General features: G+C 58.9%; 27 protein-coding genes. 15 read left to right on the top strand and 12 right to left on the bottom strand.

Translation table 11 applies throughout. The features are described from left to right. Nucleotides 1-55 precede the first annotated feature (55 nt). The 3 genes from AC3WMT_RS28310 (at nucleotide 56) to AC3WMT_RS28300 (ending at nucleotide 2622) form a co-directional block, all read left to right on the top strand. Nucleotides 56-1270, top strand: coding sequence for an MFS transporter (locus AC3WMT_RS28310; RefSeq protein WP_103306645.1), 1215 nt, complete (start codon nucleotides 56-58; stop codon nucleotides 1268-1270). 230 nt (nucleotides 1271-1500) lie between these two features. Next, the gene (locus tag AC3WMT_RS28305) at nucleotides 1501-2286 is read left to right on the top strand and encodes a sulfite exporter TauE/SafE family protein (RefSeq protein WP_103306644.1); all 786 of its coding nucleotides are present in this window, start codon (nucleotides 1501-1503) and stop codon (nucleotides 2284-2286) included. A gap of 9 nt (nucleotides 2287-2295) precedes the next feature. Then, a complete protein-coding gene (locus AC3WMT_RS28300) occupies nucleotides 2296-2622 on the top strand; it encodes a hypothetical protein (protein ID WP_103306643.1) in 327 nt (108 codons plus the stop codon). Between the two features lie 28 nt (nucleotides 2623-2650). Here AC3WMT_RS28300 and AC3WMT_RS28295 read toward each other — a convergent pair whose 3' ends face one another. Beyond that, nucleotides 2651-3115, bottom strand: coding sequence for a GNAT family N-acetyltransferase (locus tag AC3WMT_RS28295; RefSeq protein ID WP_103306642.1), 465 nt, complete (start codon nucleotides 3113-3115; stop codon nucleotides 2651-2653). A 208-nt stretch (nucleotides 3116-3323) separates the two neighbouring features. Here AC3WMT_RS28295 and AC3WMT_RS28290 point away from each other — a divergent pair, with 208 nt between their 5' ends. Beyond that, on the top strand, nucleotides 3324-3893 hold the full coding sequence (locus AC3WMT_RS28290) for a DUF4174 domain-containing protein (RefSeq protein WP_103306641.1): 570 nt from the start codon (nucleotides 3324-3326) through the stop codon (nucleotides 3891-3893). 62 nt (nucleotides 3894-3955) lie between these two features. Here AC3WMT_RS28290 and AC3WMT_RS28285 read toward each other — a convergent pair whose 3' ends face one another. After that, complete coding sequence (locus AC3WMT_RS28285) at nucleotides 3956-4585, bottom strand: HNH endonuclease family protein (protein ID WP_103306640.1); 630 nt, start codon at nucleotides 4583-4585, stop codon at nucleotides 3956-3958. Further along, nucleotides 4578-5945, bottom strand: a complete 1368-nt coding sequence (locus AC3WMT_RS28280; RefSeq protein ID WP_103306639.1) for an AAA family ATPase — start codon at nucleotides 5943-5945, stop codon at nucleotides 4578-4580. The genes AC3WMT_RS28285 and AC3WMT_RS28280 overlap by 8 nt, the downstream gene beginning before the upstream one ends. A gap of 485 nt (nucleotides 5946-6430) precedes the next feature. Here AC3WMT_RS28280 and AC3WMT_RS28275 point away from each other — a divergent pair, with 485 nt between their 5' ends. Together AC3WMT_RS28275 and AC3WMT_RS28270 are read left to right on the top strand one after the other, a co-directional pair. Continuing rightward, on the top strand, nucleotides 6431-6760 hold the full coding sequence (locus AC3WMT_RS28275) for a DUF6124 family protein (protein ID WP_103306638.1): 330 nt from the start codon (nucleotides 6431-6433) through the stop codon (nucleotides 6758-6760). A gap of 16 nt (nucleotides 6761-6776) precedes the next feature. Further along, nucleotides 6777-7043: a hypothetical protein gene (locus tag AC3WMT_RS28270; RefSeq protein ID WP_103306637.1), complete on the top strand. Its 267-nt coding sequence runs from the start codon at nucleotides 6777-6779 to the stop codon at nucleotides 7041-7043. A 72-nt stretch (nucleotides 7044-7115) separates the two neighbouring features. On the opposite strand, the gene ampC is transcribed toward AC3WMT_RS28270, so the two are convergent. Then, complete coding sequence (ampC, locus tag AC3WMT_RS28265; RefSeq protein WP_103306636.1) at nucleotides 7116-8282, bottom strand: class C beta-lactamase; 1167 nt, start codon at nucleotides 8280-8282, stop codon at nucleotides 7116-7118. Nucleotides 8283-8442: 160 nt separating this feature from the next. Here ampC and AC3WMT_RS28260 point away from each other — a divergent pair, with 160 nt between their 5' ends. Continuing rightward, nucleotides 8443-9321, top strand: a complete 879-nt coding sequence (locus AC3WMT_RS28260; protein ID WP_103306635.1) for a LysR family transcriptional regulator — start codon at nucleotides 8443-8445, stop codon at nucleotides 9319-9321. A gap of 120 nt (nucleotides 9322-9441) precedes the next feature. Here the strand turns inward: AC3WMT_RS28260 and gudD are convergent, their stop codons facing one another. Further along, the gene (gene gudD / locus AC3WMT_RS28255; RefSeq protein ID WP_103306634.1) at nucleotides 9442-10785 is read right to left on the bottom strand and encodes a glucarate dehydratase; all 1344 of its coding nucleotides are present in this window, start codon (nucleotides 10783-10785) and stop codon (nucleotides 9442-9444) included. A gap of 25 nt (nucleotides 10786-10810) precedes the next feature. Continuing rightward, entirely contained in the window at nucleotides 10811-12157 is a 1347-nt protein-coding gene (locus tag AC3WMT_RS28250) for an MFS transporter (RefSeq protein WP_103306633.1), read from the bottom strand. Between the two features lie 356 nt (nucleotides 12158-12513). Between AC3WMT_RS28250 and AC3WMT_RS28245 the strand changes: the two genes are divergently transcribed. Then, nucleotides 12514-13227: a FadR/GntR family transcriptional regulator gene (locus tag AC3WMT_RS28245; protein WP_103306632.1), complete on the top strand. Its 714-nt coding sequence runs from the start codon at nucleotides 12514-12516 to the stop codon at nucleotides 13225-13227. 92 nt (nucleotides 13228-13319) lie between these two features. After that, entirely contained in the window at nucleotides 13320-13550 is a 231-nt protein-coding gene (locus AC3WMT_RS28240) for a hypothetical protein (protein ID WP_103306631.1), read from the top strand. A gap of 198 nt (nucleotides 13551-13748) precedes the next feature. On the opposite strand, the gene AC3WMT_RS28235 is transcribed toward AC3WMT_RS28240, so the two are convergent. Further along, a complete protein-coding gene (locus tag AC3WMT_RS28235; RefSeq protein WP_103306630.1) occupies nucleotides 13749-14645 on the bottom strand; it encodes a DMT family transporter in 897 nt (298 codons plus the stop codon). Between the two features lie 100 nt (nucleotides 14646-14745). Here AC3WMT_RS28235 and AC3WMT_RS28230 point away from each other — a divergent pair, with 100 nt between their 5' ends. Then, entirely contained in the window at nucleotides 14746-15612 is an 867-nt protein-coding gene (locus tag AC3WMT_RS28230; RefSeq protein WP_103306629.1) for a LysR family transcriptional regulator, read from the top strand. 178 nt (nucleotides 15613-15790) lie between these two features. On the opposite strand, the gene trhP is transcribed toward AC3WMT_RS28230, so the two are convergent. Next, complete coding sequence (gene trhP / locus AC3WMT_RS28225; RefSeq protein ID WP_103306628.1) at nucleotides 15791-17128, bottom strand: prephenate-dependent tRNA uridine(34) hydroxylase TrhP; 1338 nt, start codon at nucleotides 17126-17128, stop codon at nucleotides 15791-15793. Nucleotides 17129-17319: 191 nt separating this feature from the next. Here trhP and AC3WMT_RS28220 point away from each other — a divergent pair, with 191 nt between their 5' ends. Both AC3WMT_RS28220 and AC3WMT_RS28215 read left to right on the top strand, forming a co-directional pair. After that, a complete protein-coding gene (locus AC3WMT_RS28220; RefSeq protein WP_103306627.1) occupies nucleotides 17320-18006 on the top strand; it encodes a cysteine hydrolase family protein in 687 nt (228 codons plus the stop codon). Between the two features lie 111 nt (nucleotides 18007-18117). Continuing rightward, nucleotides 18118-19179, top strand: coding sequence for an AI-2E family transporter (locus AC3WMT_RS28215; RefSeq protein WP_103306626.1), 1062 nt, complete (start codon nucleotides 18118-18120; stop codon nucleotides 19177-19179). On the opposite strand, the gene AC3WMT_RS28210 is transcribed toward AC3WMT_RS28215, so the two are convergent. The 3 genes from AC3WMT_RS28210 to AC3WMT_RS28200 form a co-directional block, all read right to left on the bottom strand. Then, the gene (locus AC3WMT_RS28210; protein WP_103306625.1) at nucleotides 19176-19358 is read right to left on the bottom strand and encodes a hypothetical protein; all 183 of its coding nucleotides are present in this window, start codon (nucleotides 19356-19358) and stop codon (nucleotides 19176-19178) included. The two genes, AC3WMT_RS28215 and AC3WMT_RS28210, sit on opposite strands and share 4 nt — an antisense overlap. A gap of 102 nt (nucleotides 19359-19460) precedes the next feature. Further along, entirely contained in the window at nucleotides 19461-19655 is a 195-nt protein-coding gene (locus tag AC3WMT_RS28205; protein ID WP_103306624.1) for a hypothetical protein, read from the bottom strand. A 231-nt stretch (nucleotides 19656-19886) separates the two neighbouring features. Further along, nucleotides 19887-20246: a hypothetical protein gene (locus AC3WMT_RS28200; RefSeq protein ID WP_103306623.1), complete on the bottom strand. Its 360-nt coding sequence runs from the start codon at nucleotides 20244-20246 to the stop codon at nucleotides 19887-19889. Between the two features lie 256 nt (nucleotides 20247-20502). Here AC3WMT_RS28200 and AC3WMT_RS28195 point away from each other — a divergent pair, with 256 nt between their 5' ends. Next, the gene (locus AC3WMT_RS28195) at nucleotides 20503-21321 is read left to right on the top strand and encodes a shikimate 5-dehydrogenase (protein WP_103306622.1); all 819 of its coding nucleotides are present in this window, start codon (nucleotides 20503-20505) and stop codon (nucleotides 21319-21321) included. A 180-nt stretch (nucleotides 21322-21501) separates the two neighbouring features. Then, nucleotides 21502-22020: a cupin domain-containing protein gene (locus AC3WMT_RS28190; protein ID WP_103306620.1), complete on the top strand. Its 519-nt coding sequence runs from the start codon at nucleotides 21502-21504 to the stop codon at nucleotides 22018-22020. 117 nt (nucleotides 22021-22137) lie between these two features. Here AC3WMT_RS28190 and AC3WMT_RS28185 read toward each other — a convergent pair whose 3' ends face one another. Then, nucleotides 22138-22782, bottom strand: coding sequence for a YceH family protein (locus AC3WMT_RS28185; RefSeq protein ID WP_103306619.1), 645 nt, complete (start codon nucleotides 22780-22782; stop codon nucleotides 22138-22140). Between the two features lie 125 nt (nucleotides 22783-22907). On the opposite strand from AC3WMT_RS28185, the gene AC3WMT_RS28180 reads away from it, so the two are divergent. Beyond that, complete coding sequence (locus AC3WMT_RS28180) at nucleotides 22908-23417, top strand: DUF1993 domain-containing protein (RefSeq protein WP_103306618.1); 510 nt, start codon at nucleotides 22908-22910, stop codon at nucleotides 23415-23417. Nucleotides 23418-23590 lie beyond the last annotated feature (173 nt).

The raw sequence follows: 23590 nt of genomic DNA, 5'->3' as shown, positions 1-23590 counted from the left end.
GGTTTTTTGTATACAATCCATCGCCGCTATTGATCAAAATGGAGCCGCACCCCTCATGACCGATCCTGCAAGCGCCGATTTCAGCCGTGTCGATCGCACCGCCCGTGCCGACAAACTGCCCTATGCCGCGTTGCTGGCATTCGCCATGACCGGTTTCATCGCCATCCTCACCGAAACCCTGCCGGCCGGGCTGCTGCCGCAGATCGGCGCAGGGCTGAACGTCAGCGAAGTGCTCGCCGGGCAACTGGTAACGCTGTATGCCCTTGGCTCGATTGTCGCGGCGATTCCCCTGACCGTTGCCACGCGTGGCTGGCCTCGGCGTCGAGTGTTGTTGATGACGGTGGGCGGGTTCCTGCTGTTCAACACCATCACTACGTTTTCCAGCCATTACGGTTTGACCCTGGCTTCGCGCTTTCTCGCCGGGATGGCGGCGGGGCTGTCGTGGGGGATCATGGCCGGGTATGCACGCGGGATCGTGCCGGTGCATCAACAGGGGCGGGCGCTGGCGATTGCCATGCTCGGCACCCCGGTGGCGTTGTCGTTGGGCACGCCGGCGGGGACATGGCTGGGCAATCTGATCGGTTGGCGTGCCTCGTTCGGGATCATGTCGGCGCTGGCCCTGGTGCTGGCGGCGTGGATTGTCATTGCGGTGCCGGATCGACCGGGGCAGGCCAGTGACGAGCGTCTGCCATTGCTCGAATCGTTGCGTCTGCCGGGCGTGCGGCCGGTGCTGTTCGTGGTGCTGACGTGGATGCTCGGGCACAACATTCTCTACACCTACATCTCACCGTTTCTGCTGCAGGCCAGTCTCGCGGACCGGGTCGATCTGGTGTTGCTGGTGTTTGGCCTGTGCTCGCTGGTGGGGATCTGGATCATCGGCTTTTTGGTGGATCGCTGGTTGCGCTGGCTGACGCTGATCAGTCTCGCGGTGTTTGCTCTGACGGCACTGGTGTTGGCGCTGATTACACCGTCACCATTGCTCATTTTTGCCTGCATGGCGGTGTGGGGATTGTCATTTGGCGGCTCGGCCACCTTGCTACTGACCTCGGCGGCGGACTCGGCCGGTGAGCATGTCGACGTGGTGCAAGCGATGCTCACCACCTCCTGGAACGTGGCGATTGCCGGCGGCGGATTGTTTGGCGGCTTGTTGCTGGATCGGGCAGGCGCGATGTCGTTTCCGTGGGCGCTGCTGATCCTTTCGCTGATCGCCTTGGCGACGGTGTGGATCAACAAAACCCACAGCTTCAAACCGGGTCGGCGAGTGCACTAATCTGCGGCTCACCAAAATATCCCCTGTAGGAGTGAGCCTGCTCGCGATAGCGTTGGGTCAGTCACTGAATCGGTCACTGATAAACCGCTATCGCGAGCAGGCTCACTCCTACAGTAGAGCGATTGGGAGTTCTATATGGCATAACGATAGACCGCATCGATATATGTGGTTATAAGAAAAATCGCTATGCTGCGGGCCAGTTTTTTCCTGTCGTTTTTCTGGACGTCTTAATGGATTTGGCAAATTTCGGCCTGGTGATTGCCGGGCTGGTGGTAGGTTTTATCGTCGGCATGACCGGTGTCGGCGGCGGTTCCTTGATGACGCCGATCCTGCTGTGGTTCGGCATCAACCCGGCGACAGCGGTGGGCACCGACCTGCTGTATGCGGCCATCACCAAATCGAGTGGTGTGCTCGTCCATAGAAAGAACAAGAACATCGATTGGGCCATTACCGGCTGGCTGACCCTCGGCAGCGTGCCGGCGGTGGCCATGACCTTGTGGTTCCTCAGCACCCTGCACACCGCGCCGGACGCGATGAACGCCATCATCAAACAGGCCCTGGGTTTTGTACTGTTCGCGACGGCGCTGGCGATTTTCTTCAAGAAACGCCTGCTCGAATTCGCCCACAAACGCGCGGGTGGCAACTACAACCCGAGCGGTTCGCGGCTGAACGTGATGACGGTGATCACCGGTCTGATCCTCGGCACCATGGTTGCCCTGACCTCGATCGGCGCTGGCGCCCTGGGCACGGTCGCGCTGTTCATCCTCTATCCGCTGCTGCCGACCCGCCGTCTGGTCGGCACCGAAATCGCTCACGCCGTGCCGCTGACACTGGTGGCAGGTCTTGGCCACGCGAGCATGGGCAACATGGATTGGGGCGTGCTGGGCTTTTTGCTGGTGGGTTCATTGCCGGGCATCTGGCTCGGCAGCCACCTGACCGGACGCATCTCCGATGAAGTGCTGCGCCCGTGCCTGGCGACGATGCTGGTGTTGATCGGTTACAAATTGGCGTTTTGATGAAAGACCATGAGTGAAACCACCTTTCATTGCGATGGCCGCATCGCAATTACCGTCGAACCGCGAGAAATGCGTATGAGCCATTGGCTGTATGCGCCGCTTGTGGTTGATCAGCAGCGTCAGCAAGTGTTGCTGGATCTTGGCGATAGCCTATGGGATTTGATCGGCACGGCGGACGAGACAGCCAGTGGCATCGACTTGCTCCTGCGCAAATATCCTGGAGATCGCGCATCGGTAATGCTGAGCGTTGATCTCGACGGCGGGGTACTCAGACTCGGCGAGCACTGCATTGAACCGTCACAATTACTGGCGGCACTCGATTTGGCACTGGGCTGAGACAAGCACCCACGCCACAGGGATTGTCTCAGTCGGCGAAAGTGTACTTCATGATCGTCACCGGTAAGTCTTCGTAGACCAGATCCTCGACCACCTCCCAACCCAGCCGCGCATAAAGTGATTGCGCTGCGTCGGTGTACAGATACAACTCCCGCACACCCAGCCCCGCAGCCTCTTCAACGATTCGATTGACCAGTTGCGAAGCGATACCGCGCCCGCGTTCTTCGGCTTTCACATAAACCCCGGCCAGCCACGGCGTCAGGTCCGGGCGGGTTTTCATATCGCTGTCGATCAGCAGCGCGCCACCGAGCAACTTGCCGTCTTCGATCGCCACTACGACGCTGGGAATCGCACCCTTGCCGCATGCCGCGCGCATGCGTTCGGTGCGCGCCTCAAGGGTGTCACCTGTCCGGAACTCACCCCACTCCTTAAAGTTGAGTTCGGCCAGTTCTTCAATCAATTCGGGGTGATCGCAAAGGTAATCGATGTGCATGCGGGTGAACTCCGTTTCGTCGGCAGAACTGCCACCCTAATGCGCTCATGCAAGGTAATCAAATCCACCTCACGATTGCGCGCATCCGGTTGCGCAATGTCGGGCCTGACCTAAGCTTCTGACAAGGCGAAACATATTTGCCGGCTCACCCCGGAACAATCGCCACGATGCGCAATCATTAGAGCGTGGATATCAAAAGGAGATGCGCATGCTCATCAGGTCAATGACCCTGACACTCTTGCTGGCGATTGCCGGCCCCTTGTTCGCCGCTGACAACGATTCGCCGATTGCCGGAGACATAGGCCGTGCCCGACCGCTGATCGTCATCGCGCAAAGCACCGTTGACCCCGTGTGGGTGAGCCTGAAAAAGTCGCTGGAGGATCCTGTGAACAAGAAGGGCGTCGCCGACCGCAACATCAAGGTTTACACCATCCTCAACATGACCGGTCAGCTCGATGGCAAGGACCTCGGTCAGCAGGACACCATGGCACTGCTGCGCTCGCTGAAGCTGGGTGCCGGGGCATATCCGAAAGTGTTCCTGGTGGGCAAGGACGGTGAGACCAAACTCTCGGCATCGGGGGACGAAGCGAAGTCAGTGGACCTGAAGAAAATCTTCGACACCATCGACGCCATGCCAATGGCCGAGAAGGAAGCGGCCGCTGCGGCCGCCGCACAGGCCCCGGCCGCCACCGCGCCGGAACCGGCCAAAGGTGCAAAAGGCGCCAAGCCGACCAAGTCTGCAAAACCGAGCAAGCCACCGGAAATGCCGGATGATTGAAGGTTGTTGTAGGAGTGGTTTCCAACGACAAAAGGCGAGAGGATTTAGCCTCTCGCCTTTTTTTACGCCGGTATTTGCCGAATTACGTTGACCAGTACCGGTGAGAAGGGCTCAAGCTTTTGCCCTTTTGGGACCAGTAGATCGTCCAGGATCAGGTCGAGAAGTTCTTTATCTTCAATCTGCGGCAACTCGTCAGGGAGTACACCTGCTCTGTAAATCAGGGCATCAACCAACGCTTTTCGCCTGCCGATAAGCCCCCGATTGCTCTCCTCGGTGTGGCCAAGGTTCAGCGCTTCGATGGCTGTTTGGGCACGTGCGGTTTCGCCAACGACCAAACCCGACAGATAGAATTTGAGTTCGGTTTCGCATTCATCCATGAACGGTGTGAGTTTGAGCGGCTGAGTTTTTCGACCGTGTCCGCAGTGATGGCGGTTCTCGCAACTGGCAACGATATTGGTGAAGTCCAGAGTGCGAGCAGGCGTTTTATCTTGGGCCTGCACATGCTCGTTGTGCGCTGCATCGACGTTGATGGACTGGCAGCAATAAGCGCACAGACCGAACTGTTCGCTGATGCAGACTGTGCGAATGGATCGGCTCTCTTCGTTTGGTAAATCCCGATAAGTCGCGGTGTTGTTTGCTCGTTTCCATCGAGTGAGTGATACAGGCTCAGTTCCTTTGATGATCTTACGCACGACGCAACTCCAGTTTGCGGATCAGCAAAGCGGCTTTTGCCAGCTCCAGGTGACCTTCGGGAAGTTCGCTTGAAAGCTCGGCGAAGAGTTTTTTGGCTTTATCCAGACTTCCGTCCTGCACGTACTTCAGCAATTGATTCAGGCTTTTCTGTACGTCTTCGTTGCGGATGTCGGTGTCCATGACTTCCAGCAAAACCTGATTGGCATCCAGTCCATACAGGCCGTTGTGTTCGTGGATTTCGCCGTCATTGAGTACGTAAACCAGCACATCCTTAGCGTCGCTGATCACTAGCGGTGAATGGGTGGTCAGGACAAACTGGCAGTTCGGGAAGGTTTCGCTCAACTGCCGAATGAGGCTGCGTTGCCATCTCGGGTGCAGGTGCAAATCGACCTCGTCGATCAGCACAATGCCGTCACCGTGCAGCGGGTTGTCCAGCGACTGGTTCATCATCGCCAAACGTCGCGCGATGTCGCCGACCAGCGCCATCATCGACTTCTCACCTTGGGAGAGTTGGGCGACGTTGAGGGTGACGCCGTCCTTGTCGATGGCCATGTGCAGGCGCGGTTTTCGCTGGACGCGCAGGTTGGTGAAACCGGGCATGAATGCGGCGATGGCCGAGCGCACAGCGGTCAACTGGCGGTCGCGGGAGGAGGCTTTCAGATTGGCCAGGGTTTTCCAGACGTCGCTGTCGGTGCCGAATTTTTCGGAGATTTCGGCCAGTGCCGTGTCGGAAATGCCGGTCTCGTTTTCGCTGTCTTCGCGCTCGCGAAACCATTCGAAGAAACGGCGGAAGTCGACGCCTCGGTTGAGCGAGTTGTCGTAGCCGTCGAGTTGGTCGAAGGTGTGTTTGGTGCGGAGTTTTAGCGGAATTTCGAGGACGGAGCGTTCGACCGGGTAGTAGGCGATCAGGGGGAGGGAGGCTTTGTTACTGGCGGTAAGTTGGGTACGGTAGTGGTCTGCGAGCAGTGTTACCTCGCCTAAAGAGCTATGGTAAGAAGCCTTGCGTCCTTGTTTGGCACGAGCAATACCCCATACAAACACTTCGCTTTCTGAGTCGCCGTCCGCAGCAAGTACCCTTGGATGGGTAACGTCCGCTACACCAATAGTTATTACGCCCCCGGGGGCACCGTTTCGAATGTCCTCATCAATGAGGTGGTTACCAGTGCCTTTTTCAGTGCGAATTCTTGCGATGAGCCAGCTCAGCGAGGTGGCAAGTGATCTTAAAAGGGTGGTTTTTCCGGCGCCATTGTTGCCTACCAGAACCGTAATTTTCGAGTGATGTTTTAGGGTAGGGGCAAATGCCGCGCTCAAATCGGAAAATGGTCCGACATCGGTGAGCTTGAATCCTTTAATTTCCATTACAACGCCCTTTGCCGCTCAGTCGGTTTGTATGCTTTGGCGCGCATTATGTCACTCGTGGCCACGGATTGATTCGATGCAGTGTAGATACAACAAATTCAGTCGCTCCTCAAAATTCGTTGCAGCATATTCCTACAGAAATGTCTGAGGCAAAGGCCTGCGTCTACCGCGGATATTTCCTGCAAGACGCGCGGCGTTGGTGAACTGGTGCGTTGTGGGGCAGGGGGATAACCTTCTTTGGCCACTGAAAAAAACAGTGGTCGGATGTGGAAGTCCGGGATGGTCGTGAGCGCATGTGCGCCTGTAAACACATGTTGGTGTTTTTTATGCCAACATTGTTTGCTTATGGCAGCTATGCGCAGGAGCACTCACGAGTGCACCGGGTTCCTCGGCCTCACCCGGACTTCCACACCTGCGCAAAGCTGCCACCCTCTCGTGGAAGTGAGTTCGGCAGTTTTTTCTTCAATAAATTGAGGTCTTCACTTATGAAAAAACACACTCCGAATCCTCCCGAATCATCAACCGATTCAGGATCCTTCGACTCCCGCAACAATCGCCTCCGCGCCCCCAATCACCCCGATCCCGTCAGCTACGTCTTCACCCTCCGCCCCGATATCGACACCCCCACGCTACTCACCCACGCCTGCGAAACCCTCGCCTCACTTAACGTTCTGACCACCGACATGGCCTGCAAACTGGACGATTCCCAGCGCAGCCTCGCCTTGGCGATTCAGCAGTTGGCCGTGATTGGCGAGTTGCTGGTCAACCGCGCACTGGACAATCTCGACCCACTGCACATCGCAACTCAACATTGAACACGGAGGTTCAACCATGGCGCGCTACATTCCCATCACCGGTATCGACTGCAAGATTCCATGCCTGCTGATCGACAGCGAAGCGCCCATCGACGTGTTGCACGGCACGGCGGCGTATCGCTTGCGCTGCGTGACGCAGTTGATGGAAACCCTGTCGCTGGAAGAGGGCAAGGGACACGATGCGCTGCTGTTGCAGGATTTCGCCCGGGTGTTGGCGATTCCGTTGCGTGACAGTTGTGACTTGATGGATGTCATCGGGTGGCGGTTGCAGGCGCAGCTTTAAGCGCTGAAACAAAATGGGCGACCTCAAGAGGTCGCCCATTTTTTTTGTGAGTAGAGAACCCTGTGGTGAGGGTCAGTCCTTCAGAGCGCTGAAGATTTCATGCGCAATCTTCACCCGTTCCGCATTCGGGTAATTCTTGTTGGCCAGGATCACGATGCCCAGATCCTTCGACGGCACAAACGCCACGTACGCGCCAAAACCTCCGGTCGCGCCGGTTTTGTTGTACAGCACATTGGCCGGTTCAGGCTGTGGCGGATTCAGCCAATTGGCCTTGTGCGCGTCCGTCACCATCTTTGTCGAGTTGCCGGCCTGCAGTTTGCTCAGGCTGATCGGGTAGGCATAGCGCTCCCAGCCCAGGCCTTGGGTCATGTCGCCCACGCTGTAGTAACCGGTGTGGGTCGCGGCGACGGCGTTTTGCAGCGGCTGTTGCAGTCTCGCCGGTTTCAGGTTGGCTTCGACGTAACGGAGCATGTCCGCCGCGCTGGTTTTGATGCCGTAGGCTTCGGAATCCAATGCTCCCGGACTCACGCGAACCGGTTGATCCTGCTTGTCATATCCCTTGGCATACAGGTGCTCTTCGGATGCGGGCACTTGAATGTAGGTGTGTTTGAGGCCCAGTTTCGGCAGCAGGGTTTCGCTCATGGCCTGATCAAACGGCTGGCCAAGGCTCTTTGCGGTCAGGTAACCGAACAAACCCAGGCTCGGATTGGAATACTGACGATGACTACCTGGCGGATAAGCCGGTTTCCATTGTTGGTAATAGCCGAGCATCTTGTCCGCCGAATCCGCCTCTGCAGGGAATTGCAGCGGCAAACCGCCGGCGCTGTAGGTGCCCAGTTGCAGCACGCTGATGTTGTCGAAGGCACTGTCTTTGAGTTCCGGCCAGAGTTGACTGGCCTTGGTCGACAGGTCCAGTTTGCCCGTCGCCTGGGCGTAGCCGGCGAGCGTTGCGGTGAAGGTTTTGCTCACCGAGCCAATTTCAAACAGGGTGTTTTCGCTGACTTTCTGCCCGGTGTCCTTGGCGGCGACGCCGTAGTTAAAGTAATGCGCCTTACCGTTGACGGTCAGGGCGATGGCCAGGCCAGGAATGTTCTGTTGTTGCATCACGGGCGTGACAGCAGCGTTGACCACTGCTTGCAGTTGTTCGTCGGTTTGCGGTGCGGCAACGCAGGCAGCGGCGCCGAAGAACAGGCCGAAAGCGCTGCGGGAAATGACTTTGCTTGGGTTGATGAATGACATGAGTGAACCACTCTCCATGAGTGTTGATGGCGTTATCCCGCTAGACTGCGGGCAATTGAAACGTCAGGTGGCTGATCAGCGCCGACAATTTAGGCAGTCTGGCATTCATCGACAAACGATGAAAACTCGGATGAGCCATTAGAAAAATTGGGGGCTGGGCATGATTCGACCGCAATTGCCGCTCAACGCACTGCGCGCTTTCGAGGCGTCGGCGCGTCATTTGAGCTTCACCCGTGCTGCCGTGGAGCTGTGCGTGACCCAGGCCGCCGTCAGCCATCAGGTCAAAAGCCTTGAAGCGCAGCTCAGCGTAACTCTGTTCAAACGCCTGCCCCGTGGGCTGATGCTGACCAGTGAAGGCGAAACCTTGTTGCCGGTGTTGAGCACTTCGTTTGACCACATCGCGCAGATTCTTGAGCGCCTTGCCGGGGGACAGTACCGCGAGATGTTGACTGTTGGCGCGGTCGGCACGTTCGCCGTGGGTTGGCTGTTGCCGAGGCTGGCGGACTTTCGATTGAAACATCCGCTCATAGATTTGCGGCTGTCGACCAATAACAACCGGGTGGATGTTGCCGCTGAAGGGCTGGATTACGCGATCCGCTTCGGCGCTGGCGCCTGGCATGGTATCGAAGCGACGCGGTTGCTCGACGCGCCGTTGTCGGTGTTGTGCGTGCCGGAAATCGCCCGGCAATTACATACGCCCGGGGACCTGTTGCAGCAGACCTTGCTGCGTTCCTATCGCACCGATGAATGGCCGGAGTGGTTTCAGGCGGCGGGTTTGGCGACCCAGGCAGCGCCGCCACAGAGCATCGTCTTCGACTCGTCACTGGCAATGATGGAAGCGGCGTTGCAGGGCGGCGGGGTGGCATTGGCGCCGCCGCTGATGTTCGCCCGGCAATTGGCGGCCGATGCGATTTGCCAGCCGTTTGCCATCGAGATCACCACTGGCAGTTATTGGCTGACACGGTTGCAGTCGCGGCCGGAGAGCGCGGCGATGCTCGCGTTCAAAAACTGGCTGCTACAAATCTCAGGGCAGCCCTGAACCCTGTGGGAGCGGGCTTGCCCGCGATGGCGTCAGGTCTGTCGACATTTATTCGGCTGATCCACCGCCATCGCTGGCAAGCCAGCTCCCACAGGGACGGTGGAGTTTGCATTGAAAGCGTCAGCGCACCAGACACGGCCGCTTGTTATCGAACTTCCACCCGGGAATCAAAAACTGCATCGCCACGCTGTCATCCCGCGCGCCCAGGCCCATGCCTTTATACAGTTCGTGGGCATTGGCCAACTGGTCCATGTCCAGTTCTACGCCCAGCCCCGGTTTTTGCGGCACTTGCACGCAACCGTCGACGATTTGCAGCGGCGCTTTGGTCAGGCGCTGGCCGTCCTGCCAGATCCAGTGGGTGTCGATGGCGGTGATGTCGCCCGGTGCTGCGGCAGCTACATGAGTGAACATTGCCAGGGAAATATCGAAGTGATTGTTGGAGTGCGAGCCCCAGGTCAGGCCCCACTCATGGCACATCTGCGCCACGCGCACCGAACCCTGCATGGTCCAGAAATGCGGGTCGGCCAACGGGATGTCGACAGACTGCAACTGGATCGCGTGACCCATCTCGCGCCAGTCGGTGGCGATCATGTTGGTGGCGGTTTTCAGCCCGGTGGCGCGGCGGAATTCGGCCATCACTTCGCGGCCGGAGTAACCGTTTTCCGCACCGCACGGGTCTTCTGCGTAAGCCAGCACATGATGCTGATCACGGCACAGACGAATCGCCTCCTTCAGTGACCATGCACCATTCGGATCGAGCGTAATCCGCGCCTCCGGGAAGCGCTCGGCCAGTGCCGTCACCGCTTCGATTTCGGCATCGCCACTGAGGACGCCGCCCTTGAGCTTGAAGTCCTTGAATCCGTACTTCGCATGCGCGGCTTCAGCCAGACGTACCACGGCGTCGGCGGTCATGGCCTTCTCGTGACGCAGGCGAAACCAGTCATTATCCGCATCCGGTTCGCTGCGATAGGCGAGGTCGGTTTCGCGCTGATCGCCGACATAAAACAGGTAGCCGAGCATCTTCACTTCATCACGCTGCTGACCTTCGCCGAGCAGCGCCGCGACCGGTACGTCGAGGTGCTGGCCGAGCAGGTCGAGCAGGGCGGCTTCGAGGCCGGTGACCGCGTGGATGGTGATGCGCAGGTCGAAGGTTTGCAGGCCACGGCCGCCGGCGTCGCGGTCGGCGAAGGTCTGACGCACTTGGTTGAGGATCTTTTGATACGTGCCGATCGGGCTGCCGATCACCAGGCTGCGTGCGTCTTCCAGGGTATGGCGAATGCGTTCGCCTCCGGGCACTTCGCCGACGCCGGTGTGCCCGGCGTTGTCCTTGAGAATGACAATGTTGCGGGTGAAGAAAGGCCCGTGGGCGCCGCTGAGGTTGAGCAGCATGCCGTCGTGACCGGCCACCGGGACGACTTGCATGGCGGTAATGATCGGGGCTTTGGCGGTGTCGTGTGCGTTCATTGTTTTTATCCCTGGAAACGGAAAGTCAGGCGTGTTTCGGCGTGGCGTCGGCCACGGCGATGGCCGGTGCGGGTTTCGCTGTAGTCCGTGCGAAGAACACGATGATTGCAGCGATGATCGAGGTCGCGGCCAGGCCATAGAGCCCGCCCTGAATCGAGCCGGTGTGTTCTTCGAGCAGGCCGAACGTGGTCGGCGCAACGAAGCCGCCGAGGTTGCCCACCGAGTTGATCAAGGCGATGACTGCGGCGGCGATGCGCGCATCCAGATACGCCTGGGGAATCGGCCAGAACAGCGACGAGGCGGATTTGAAACCCAGCGCCGCAAAGCAGATCGCGACGAAGGCGAAGATCGGCCCGCCGGTGGTGGACATGAACATCCCCGCCGCAGCGATCAACAGGGCGGTAGCGACCCATGCCTGCTGGTGTTTCCACTTGGCCGAGAACGTGGCGAAGGCATACATGCCGACAATCGACAGCAGCCACGGGATCGAATTGAACAAGCCGACCTGGAAGTCGCTCATTTCGCCCATCTTCTTGATGATGCTCGGCAGCCAGAAGGTCGCGGCGTAGATCGTCAGTTGAATGAAGAAGTAGATCAGGCAGAACAGAATGATCTGGCGGTCCTTGAGCAGTTTGCCCATCGATGGCCGGATCGGTGTGGCGGCCTCGCGGGCCTTCTGCTCGTCGTCGATGGCCGTGACCAGCGCATCCTGTTCGGCGCGGGTCAGCCATTTTGCGTCGTGGGGTTTGGCGTCGAGCCAGAACCAGACGAACACGCACAGGCACACCGAAAACATCCCCTCAATGAAATACATCCATTGCCAGCCGTGCAGGCCCAGACCTTCGATTTGCAGGAGCAGCCCGGACAGCGGGCCCGAGATCAGCGACGCCACGGCCGAACCACTGAGGAAGATCGCAATGGCTTTGCCGCGTTCCACGCCTGGCAGCCAACGGGTGAAGTAATAAATCACCCCGGGAAAGAACCCGGCTTCGGCCACGCCGAGCAGAAAGCGCAGAACGTAGAAGTGGGTTTCGTTCTGGATGAACGCCATGCCGGCGGCGACCAGACCCCAGGTGAGCATGATGCGAGTCAGCCAGATGCGCGCGCCGACTTTCTGCAAAAGCATGTTGGAGGGCACTTCGAACAGCGCGTAACCGATGAAGAACAGGCCGGCGCCGAAGCCGTAAGCGGCGGCGCCGATGCCCAGGTCGTGTTCCATGTGGGCGCGGACGAAGCCGATGTTCACCCGGTCAATGTAATTGACGATGAACATGATCACGAAGAGCGGCAGGACGTGGCGTTTCACTTTCGAGATGGCGGACGCCAGCGTTGAATCAACGCCCTCGTTCATCCCGGAGACGGAGGTTTTCACTTGGTTTTCTCCCACTGATTATTTTTATGCGGGGTAGGTCTGTGTGTTGCGATGTTGATAGACATCATACAACCTGATTTTTTTGTCCTACAAGTGGGGAGGACCGATTAATTTCCTCTGATGGGAATTGTTTTTATGCTATGTCGGATTTTGTTCGCGGTTTTATTGGTCGGCATGGCGAAATGATGTAGTTGCTTATCGCTTGGTTCTCGCTGTTTGGAATTGGAGGGCGTACTGAGGAAATCGATAAGCATTGAATGTTGTCATACAAGTTCAATGACGTTCCTAGCTAGAATCAAGCTTGTCAGCCACCCGCTCAGTGCTACGATCCGCAAGCCCCCTCACCGGAACCGACCATGCAAGAAGACCTCGACGCTCCCGCCCGAAAACGCGTGCACAACCTCGCGCATGATCTGGTGGAAAAACTCACTCAAAGCATCCTGCTCGGGCAGATGTCGCCCGGCGACAAGCTGCCGTCGGAAAACGCCATCGTTCAGGAGCACGGAGTCAGCCGCACGGTGGTGCGCGAGGCGATTTCCAAATTGCAGGCTTCGGGGTTGGTCGAGACGCGCCACGGCATCGGCACGTTCGTCATTGAGCGTGCACCGGAGCAGGGGCTACGTCTGAATGTGGATACGGCGCTGGGGGTGCGCAGCATTCTCGAATTGCGCATGGGCCTGGAAACGCAGGCCGCTGCACTGGCTGCACAGCGACGCAGCGAACAGCAATTGCTGCAGATGCGTCAGGCGCTCGACGACTATCAACGGCTGCTGGCCAACAACGACAGTTGCGTCGAGGCGGACCGGCGCTTTCATCTGCTGATCGCTGAGGCCACCGGCAACGTCTGCTTCAGCGAGATCATGCAACAACTGGGCAGCGCGATGATTCCCCGTGCACGGGTCAATGCCGTCGAACGGGGCGCGGCGGACTTGAGCAAACTGGGGCAATTGGCGAACCTTGAGCACGAGGCGATTCTGAATGCGATCAAGCGCCAGGATCCGGATGCGGCGCGTGCCGCCATGTGGCTGCACCTGAGCAACAGCCGTGACCGCTTCATTGCACAAGGCTGATCGCCGTTGGTCCGTTCGATAGCACGGCTCACACAGGCGGGATTCCAACCTGTACGGCCCGGGTTTTCCGGACCACCCTGGTGAGGTGCGTCATGGCTAACGATTTGCTGTTTCAGGGTGGGGTTCTCCCCACCGACCCGACCCGGCCGCTGCCCGGTACCGATGAACCGACCCTGGCCGATCACGATGTGCCGCCGGGGATGGCTCCAGGGCGAGATCCGTTGAGTGATGCTGACCGGCCGGACGACTGGAAGGATCCGGCGGCGGATGACGATGTGCCGCCGGCAGATGAACCGACGCCGTTGTCGGATGACAGGCGCTGATCAGCATCTGGTTTACCTGATGTGTTGTCTGCATCGGCCTCATCGCTGGCAAGCCAGCTCCCACACTTATGCGGGAGTACTCGGCAGTTATATACACTCCTGAATTCTCTGGGTGTACGTGACTGCCATGTACACCTTTGAACCCTGTGGGAGCTGGCTTGCCAGCGATGGCGGCATCAGCCTCGGCACAGTCCTGGATCAAACTCCAGCCGTCCGCCCCAGCGAAATCCGTTGTTCCAGATTCAACGCCAGCACACTGATCAGCACCACCGCTGAGCCGACCAGCACCATCATGCTCGGCCGCTCGCCCAATCCCACCGAAGCAATTCCCATCGCCGTCGGCGGAATCAGGTACAGCGTCATGGCAGCCCGACTCAAATCCACGTGCCTGAGCACAAAACCCCACGCCAGATAAGCCAGTGCACTGGGAAAAATCCCCAGCGCCAACACCGCCCATTGCACCCGCAACGGCGCTTTCATCACGGTCTCGCTCAATCCCGGTAAATAAACCATCAGCAACAACGTCCCTGACCACACCGCGTAGCACACCAGGCTCAAGCCGTCATAGCGGCGGGCATGGTGCTTTTGCAGGGCGAAATAAATGCTCCACGACAGCGCCGCCAGCAGGATCAGCAAGCCATGCGCGTCCATTTCGCCGAGGCCGCTATCGCCACTGACCACAATCACCACGCCGACAAGCCCGAGCAACACACAACCCCAACGCCAGGCGCTGATCTGATCCTTGAACACGAACCGCGCGAGCAACGTGCTGAACAACGGACTCGATTGCGCCAGCACACTCGACGCCCCGGCACTGACACTTTGCTGGCCGATGTTCAGCGCGACGTGATGCAGGCTGACCGCAAAAAAGCCCAAGGCGAACAGCAGCGGCACATCGTTCAGGCGCGGCAAGCGAATGCCTTTGAATGCGGCGATGACCGCCATGAACACGGATGCCAGCAGAAACCTCATCAGCGCCAGATGCCCGGGATCGTAGGCTTGCAGGCCGACGTGAATGCCGGTCGGCGAATAGGCCCAGCAGCCGACGACGAAAGCCATGGCCAGAACAATTTTCACGGAAGAGGGAGGCTGCATGATTGAGGCACCAAGGGGTTGATGCGCCGAGTATCCGGGCGGCCGATCATTCGCCACAACTGACTTATACTGCGCTGAATGTTCACTCAGAGTGATGGGTATGGAGCTGGCACAAATCCGTATGTTCAAGACCGTGGCCGAGGTTGGCAGCATTGCGCGAGCGGCAGAAAAGCTGTTTTGTGTACCGTCGAACATCACCGCGCGAATCAAGGCGCTGGAGGCCGAGTTGGGTGTAGCGCTGTTTCTGCGTGAGGGGCGGGGGCTGCGGATCAGTCCGGCGGGGCAGACGTTTCTCGCCTATGCCGAAAAGATTCTCGCACTGACGGCAGAAGCCAAACGCGCCGTCGATCCATCGGCCGAACCCTCGGGGCCGCTGCGCATCGGCGCGATCGAGTCGTCAGCCACTGGGCGCTTGCCACGGCTGCTGGCGAAGTTTCACAAGCGTTATCCGCAGGTGGCGCTGGAACTCACCACCGGCACTTGGGGGCAGTTGCTCGACGACACGGTCAGTCATCGGCTCGACGGGGCGATTGTCGCGGTGGACGTCGAACGCTCGCAGCTCAAACGCACGCCGATGTATCGCGAAGAGTTGCTGCTGATCGCCTCTACCTCGTTTGGGCCGGTGCGCGATATCAATGATCTGCAAGACAAAACCGTGTTCATGTGGCCGCAAGGTTGTCCGTATCGGGCGGCGCTGGAGCATTGGTTGTTGCGTCAGGGGCAGGCGCTGCCGATAGTCAGCCTGGCCAGTTACGGTGCGATTGTCGGCTGCGTGAGTGCGGGGGCTGGCGTGGCGCTGGTGCCCAAAGGCGTATTCGAGCAATACGCCAAAGGCGCGGGGTGCGTGGGCTTTGAGTTTGCTGAACTGACCGCCATCGAAAACCTGTTTTATTGGCATGAAAACGCCGGGGTACACCCGGCGCGCGAGGCGTTTGTGGCGATGTTGCGTGAAGAGTTTGTGGCGTAAGAAAAGCTGCCTTCATCGGAAGGCCGCCCGTGCCGCCCGAGGTGTCTGACGCTGTACATCGACCTGAGTATTCGAGTCGATTATGGATTCGCCGCTGCGCGTCCAGGTCGGCGTACCTCTGCAATATCCCCCAATCAATCCCCTCTCCCTCGGGGAGAGGGTTAGGGTGAGGGGCTTTTCAGGCATCACGCAAATCGCGCATCAACAACCCGAACCGCAAATCCACCGCATCCGGAATCGGCACATACACCGTATGCCCATCCCCCGGCGCCACCTCGATCGCTTCACCCTTGAGGTTGTGCAGTTCATGCAGATCAAAGTGAAAGTTACCCTTGGGCGTCATCAATTCCAGATGATCGCCCAAGGCAAAACGGTTCTTCACCTTGACCTCGGCCAGACGATCACGCCGCTCGCCGGTCAGCTCGCCAACAAATTGCTGGCGCTCCGACACGGAGCTGCCGTGCTGATAATTCTGGTACTCGTCATGCACATGACGGCGCAGGAAACCTTCGGTGTAACCGCGCTGGGCCAGCGATTCCAGATCAAGCATCAAACTTCGATCAAACTCGCGCCCGGCCACTGCATCATCGATGGCCCGCCGATAGACCTGAGTGGTGCGCGCGCAATAGAAGTGCGATTTGGTCCGGCCCTCGATCTTCAATGAGTGCACGCCCATGCGTGTCAGGCGTTCGACATGCTGCACTGCGCGCAGGTCCTTGGCGTTCATGATGTAGGTGCCGTGCTCGTCTTCGAAGGCCGGCATCAGTTCGTCGGGGCGGTTGGCTTCCTGCAACAGGAACACCTGGTCGGTTGGCGCGCCGAGGCCCAGGGTCGGTTCGGGCTGAAAGATCTGGACGATCTCGCCGAGCTGGTTTTCCGTGGCCTCCTGGGCCGAGTATTTCCAGCGGCAGGCGTTGGTGCAGGTGCCCTGATTGGCATCGCGCTTGTTCATGTACCCCGACAGCAGGCAGCGCCCGGAATAGGCCATGCACAGTGCGCCGTGGACAAACACTTCCAGCTCCATGCCCGGCACCTGTTCGCGGATTTCGCCTATTTCCTCCAGCGACAATTCCCGCGACAGGATGATCCGGCTCAGACCCTGTAACTGCCAGAACTCAACGCTGGCCCAGTTCACCGTGTTGGCCTGCACCGAGAGGTGGATCGGCATCTGTGGGAAATGCCGGCGCACCAGCATGATCAGCCCCGGGTCAGACATGATCAGCGCATCCGGCGCCATCTCGATGACCGGTGCCAGGTCCTTGAGAAAGGTCTTCAGTTTGGCGTTGTGCGGGGCGATGTTGACCACCACATAGAAACGCTTGCCCTGCCTCTGCGCCTCGCGAATGCCCAGTGCCAGATTGGCGTGATCGAACTCATTGTTGCGCACTCGCAGGCTGTAACGGGGCTGGCCGGCGTAGACCGCATCGGCGCCGTAGGCGAAGGCATAACGCATGTTTTTCAGGGTGCCGGCGGGGGCGAGCAGTTCCGGGGCGGCGAGGGCAGGCGTGGGGTTCATGGCGGCGTCGATCGCAAAAGCGCGGCAGGGTAATGCGCTTGCAGATCGGCTTTGTTGATCTGGATCTATGTTTCAGCGAGTGGCGGGAATCTGTGCAAAAACAGCACAGATCATGTGCCGGTTGCGCTGTGTTCGATGGGGCGATGCGCGCTAACCTTTGCCCACCCACTCGATAGCAAAAGGAAAGTCCCATGCAACGTTTTACCCGTCGTTTTCTTGCCGCTTGTGCATTTTCCGGTGTGTTGGCCAGCGCCGCCGCTGTGGCGGACAGCCAGCCGACCATCCGGGCGATGTCCGGCGCCACGCCGACCGATCATTTGCCGGCGGGTAAATCCGCACTGTTGGTGATCGATTTCCAGAACGAATACTTCACCGGCAAGATGCCAATCCCCGACGGTGCCGCCGCACTGGCGAAAACCCGCGAGCTGATTGCCTTCGCCGATCGCCACAAGATCCCGGTCTACCACGTTCAGCATGTCGCCCCGGCCGGTTCGGCGGTGTTTGCCCTCGATGGCGAAACGGTGAAGTTTCATAAGGACATGCAGCCACGCGCCAACGATGTTGTGCTGCAAAAGACCACGGTCAGCGTGTTCGGCAGCACAGATCTCAACGAGCGCCTGAAGAAATCCGGAATTGAAACCGTAATCATCGCCGGCCTGATGACCCACGCCTGCGTCGCCGGTGCCGCGCGTGATGCCGCGCCGCTGGGTTACAACGTGATCGTCGCGTCGGATGCCTCGGCGACCCGCGCAATCACTCGTGCCAATGGTGCTTCCATCGACAAGGATTCACTGCACAACGCGGCGCTGGCGGAAGTCGAAGACACCTTTGGTGACGTGCTGAGCACCGCGCAGATCATCAACCTGCCGGTTCGCTAATCAGCCCGCGCTGATCCGCAACTATGCTCCATGAATAAAGATGGCACTCGTGCACGCTCCGGCTGACTAACAACCGGGGCGTGCATGACGCCTGACTGACATGGACCGGACATGAACGTAAAAAGTCTTCAATTCAAATCCCTGACCGTGCTGCTTGTGCTGGTCACGGTGGCCTTCATCTGGATTCTGCTGCCGTTTTACGGTGCGGTGTTCTGGGCGGTAATCCTCGGCATTCTGTTTGCGCCGATGCAACGCCGCTTGCAGATGAAATTCGGCTGGCAACGCAACCTGACTTCGCTGTGTACGTTGAGCATCTGCCTGGTGATTGCGATTTTGCCGGTGATCATTCTCAGTGTGCTGCTGGTGCAGGAAGGCGCGACGCTCTACAGCAATATTGAAAGCGGCAAACTTGATATCGCGGCGTATCTGGCGCAGTTCAAACACAGCCTGCCGCATTACTTCCAGAATCTGCTCGACCGCTTCGGCATGGGCGAACTCAACGGCGTGCGCGAGAAAATCGTCAAAGCAGCGATGCAGGGCAGCCAGGTGCTGGCGAGTCAGGCGTTCAGTTTTGGCCAGGGCACGTTCGAGTTTGTGGTGAGCTTTTTCATCATGCTGTATCTGCTGTTTTTCTTTCTGCGCGATGGCGCGGAGCTGGTGCGCAAGATACGCATCGCGGTGCCGTTGGAAGAGCATCACAAACGTCGCCTGCAACTGAAGTTCAACCGGGTGGTGCGGGCGACGGTCAAGGGCAACCTGGTCGTGGCGATCACGCAAGGCGCACTGGGTGGGGCGATTTTCTGGTTTCTCGATATCCCCAGCGCATTGCTCTGGGCGGTGTTGATGGCGTTTCTATCGCTGTTGCCAGCGGTGGGGGCGGGGATTGTCTGGGCGCCGGTGGCGGTGTACTTCCTGCTCAGCGGGATGATCTGGCAGGGCGTGGTGCTGGGCTTGTTCGGGGTGTTCGTGATCGGTTTGGTGGACAACGTGCTGCGCCCGATTCTGGTGGGCAAGGACACGCGCATGCCTGATTACCTGATTCTGATCTCGACCTTGGGCGGGCTGGCGGTGTTCGGCTTGAACGGCTTTGTCATCGGGCCGTTGATTGCCGCGCTGTTCATGTCGAGCTGGGCCTTGTTCATCGAGACAAAACCCAAAGTCCAGCTGCCTTAGGCGTGAAACGCGCTGCCGACGATCTTTTGCGACAGCGCCTGAGCGGCCGGCAAGGAAGTCAACGGGCCGCTGATCGCCTCGCCGTCACGCACTACGTACCAACAGGCGAGCAATCCCAGCTCCCTAAGTGGTGCGGGAACGGCGCTACCGATCACTGACATGATTTGAACCTGAGCCATGACGCGTACCTCCATCAAACGATGGGGCTACCTTAGGGGCTCGCCGTCCTCAGGGACAATCAACGCTTTCGATAGTGGTCATTGATAACAGTGAGGGCTGTTTCAATCGACAACCTGGTCAAGCATGTGCACCACTTCGTGCTCATTGAGCAGGCCCTTGTGCACCAGATTTTCCGCCAGCAGCGAAAGTAACTTGGCGCAGCGGTGACCTTCCAGGTGCTTGAGCTCGGTCAAAACGTTGTACACCTTGCTGGAGGTGCACAAGCCGACGATGCGGTGCGGATTTTGTGTAGGCATGGAGTCGTCCTTGTTGTTATCAACCTGTTGTTTACGGACGGATTCAGAGTGCGGTTCCGTCATGACAAAAAAATGACCGTTTCAAGCGAAAGATGCGAACGGTCGACTCAATCATGCCGACTTTAACGGTTGAAACTGTCCTCACAGCGACCTTTGCGAGATTTTTTCAGACGTTGGCCGACCGACGGTCATAAAAAAGCCCCGCTATAAAAGCGGGGCTTTGTCTTTCGGTTACCAGCGTGGGCCGCCGTAGTAGCCGTGCGGATGGCCGTAATAACCACGCGGAGGGCCGTAGTAAACCGGGGCCGGTTGCACATACACCGGTTGTTGCACATAAACCGGGGCTGGCTGGTAGTAGACCGGTGGAGGCGGTTGCTGCACGTAGACCGGTTGTGGCTGAACGTAAACCGGCTGTTGCTGCACGTACACCGGCCGGTCCTGGTTGATCAGCGCCGAGCCGATGATGGCCGAGCCGACGATCGCACCAAACACCGCAGGGCCTTGCCAGCCATGGCCACCACCGGCTTCTGCCTGGCCTGTGACCGCGAGTGCGCCAATCATTAAGGCCATAATGGGGAGTTTACGAATCATGATAAATCCTCGGTTCTTCGACCCGGCGTCCGGGCCTGCACCAGGCCCACAGTTGTCGCGGGGATACTTCTAAGACAGCAACATTTTGAAAAACAGCACGGACACTGAGTAAATTTTGTGTAAGGTCTGTACCGGCTTCTTTACCGGGCCATGCCATGGCCGCTCAGCACCGTGCAGACAGGCCGCTATGATCGTTCAGAACCCGATGGGCTGGCTAATCCCGTCCATCCGAAAGTGCGTTTGAAGGAGAAGTTTCATGCAGATGAATCCGAACAAAGACACCCAGCTGTGCATGTCCCTGTCGGGACGTCCCGGGAATTTTGGTCTGCGTTTTCATAACCATTTGTATGAGCAGTTGGGCCTGAATTTCTACTACAAGGCCTTCAGCAGCCAGGACCTGACCGGCGCAGTCGGCGGAATTCGGGCGTTGGGCATTCGTGGCTGCGGCGTGTCGATGCCGTTCAAGGAAGCCTGCATCGCGCTGGTCGATGAGCTGGATGCCTCGGCGGCGGCGATCCAGTCGATCAACACCATCGTCAACACAAAGGGCCATCTCAAGGCCTACAACACCGATTACATCGCCGTCGCGCAGTTGCTGGAAACCCATGCGGTGCCCAAGACATCGACTTTCGCTCTGCGCGGCAGCGGCGGCATGGCCAAAGCGGTGGCCAGTGCCTTGCGCGATGGTGGCTACCAAAACGGTTTGATCATCGCCCGCAACGAGCGCGCCGGGCGTGCGCTGGCGGACTCGCTGGGCTATCGCTGGCAGGCTGAACTGGGCGATGAACGTGTGCAGATGCTGATCAACGTTACCCCGGTTGGTATGGATGGCGGCCCGGAAGCGGGGCAGTTGGCGTTTGAGCCTGAGGTGATCGCGGCCGCAGAGACGGTGTTCGATGTGGTGGCGATTCCGTCGGAAACACCGCTGATCGTGCGTGGCCGGGCCGAAGGCAAGCGGGTGATTACCGGACTTGAGGTGATTGCGATCCAGGCGCTGGAGCAGTTTGTGTTGTACACCGGCGTGCGGCCGACCGAGGAGCAGTTTCAGGCAGCGGTGGCATTTGCCCGCAGCTGATCAGCCAAGATTTTGTGGTGCCTGTGTGGGCCTCTTCGCGAGCAGGCTCGCTCCCACATTGAAATGCATTCCCCTGTAGGAGTGAGCCTGCTCGCGATGGCCGCGCCACGGTGTCCATTGCCTATACTGCCCGACCAGCAAGCACAGACTTGCCCACCCACAAAAAAACCGAGGTTCAGCATGCATCCGCCCATCCTCAACCTGCATCAGGTCGAACTCGAACCGCTGCCCGAAGCCCTGGCCCCCGAAGGCGAAACCGCCGGGCGCTACCAGCAGCGCATGGCCCGAATCGGTCAGCAACTCGGTGCGCAGAAGCTCGGTTATCGTTTGTATGCGTTGCCGCCGGGCATGCGCGGCAGCCCGTTTCACAGTCATCGGGTCAATGAAGAGATGTTTTACGTGGTGGCCGGGGAGGGCGAGGTGCGCCTCGGCGCCGAGCGCTTCCCGATCCGCGCCGGTGATGTGATCGCTTGCCCGGCGGGTGGCCCGGAAAAGGCGCATCAGATCATCAATACCAGCCAGGCTGAATTACGTTATCTGGCAGTCAGCACCCAGCAGCAACCGGACATCTGTGAATACCCGGATTCGAACAAGTACGCAGTGATGGACAACTTCAGTGTCGATGCCGAGGGCAACGCCTCAGGCTTTGTCGCCGTGGCACGGCAGGCGGATGGCGTTGATTACTGGGATGGGGAATAAAACGTAGAACCCCTGTAGGAGTGAGCCTGCTCGCGATGGCGTCGTGTCAGTCACATCATCTTTGGATGACATTCCGCTATCTCGAGCAGGCTCACTCCTACCTTGGATTTGTGGTGGTTATTCGAGGCGCGCCAGGCGTTCTTCCAGCGCTGCAATCCGCGCTTCCAGCTCTTCGATTCGTTCCACCGAAACACCGCCGCTCGCACGTTCCCCCGGATTCTGCCGAGCCGCCAGAATCGCCTCGATATCCGCCGGATCACCCAGCGCATGGGTATAGCGATCCTCGCGCTGCCCCGCCTGACGCGGAATCAACACCGCCAGCCCGCGCGCAATCAAGCGCTCCAGCTGATGCACCACCTGCTCGGCATCTTCAAAATCATGCATGCGTCCGCTGCGAGTGAGCAATTCGTTGATGGTTTGCGGACCACGCAAAAACATCAAACCACTCAGAATCACCTGCGCCGGCACCAGTTCCAGCGCCTTGTCGACCTTGTGCTCCCAGCGGTCGGCGCGGCTGCCCATGACCAGTTTGGCGAAACCACGACCTTCGAGGGCGCGCAGGCTCTGGCCGACCTGGCCCTGGGTGAGGTTCATCACCGGTTCGCGGCTGGTTTTCTGATTGCAGGCCGTTACCAGCGCGTTGAGGGTCAGCGGATAGGTTTCCGGGCTGGTCGCCTGTTTCTCGATCAGCGAACCCAGAATACGGATTTCCGTGGCGTTGAGCCGTGGCTCGTCAAAGGTGGATTCTTGTTCGGTGGTCATCGCGCGTTCCCTTTGCAGTCGAAGGCGCTTAGCCTAATCCTTGCCAAACAAAAGGCAAGCCGTGTGGTCATCAAGCATGGCTATAATCGCCCCCACGATCCACCCAGCCACTACACGAGACTGCCATGACCATTTCCCTGTACGCCGCATCCGTCCCGGTTTTTCAACAAATGCTCAACGCCCTGAGCGATGTGCTGAAAAAGGCTGAAGCCCACGCCACCGAGAAAAACATCGACCCGAACGCCTTCCTGCAAGCACGCCTGTACCCGGACATGTTCCCGCTGGTGCGTCAGGTACAGATCGCGGTCGACTTCGCCAAAGGCGTTTCCTCGCGTCTGGCTGAAGTCGAGGTGCCGAAATACGAAGACACTGAAACCACCTTCGCCGAGCTGCAAGCGCTGATTGCCAAGGTTCTGGCCTACATCGGCGAGATCAAGCCAGAGCAGATCAATGGCAAGGAAGGCATCGAAATCGTCACCCGCCCGGGCACGCCGAAAGAGAAGCGCTTCAGCGGCCAGGCTTACCTGCTGACTTACGGTCTGCCGCAATTCTTCTTCCACGTCACCACCACCTACGCGCTGCTGCGCCATAACGGTGTTGAAGTGGGCAAGCGTGATTACATGGGCGCGTTCTAAATCGCCAAGAGCCCCTAATCGGAACGACGCCCGCCTAACCCTCTCCCGGAGGGAGAGGGGACTGATCGCTGTGTTCTTGCGTCCTGCATCGACCTGATCCATCGAGTCGAACTCAGAATCTGAACAGCCCCCGATCAGCTCCCTTTCCCCCTCGCCCCCTTGGGGGAGAGGGT

The organism is Pseudomonas sp. FW305-7 (genome assembly GCF_058786735.1).
This window is presented reverse-complemented; position numbering and strand designations above follow the sequence as displayed.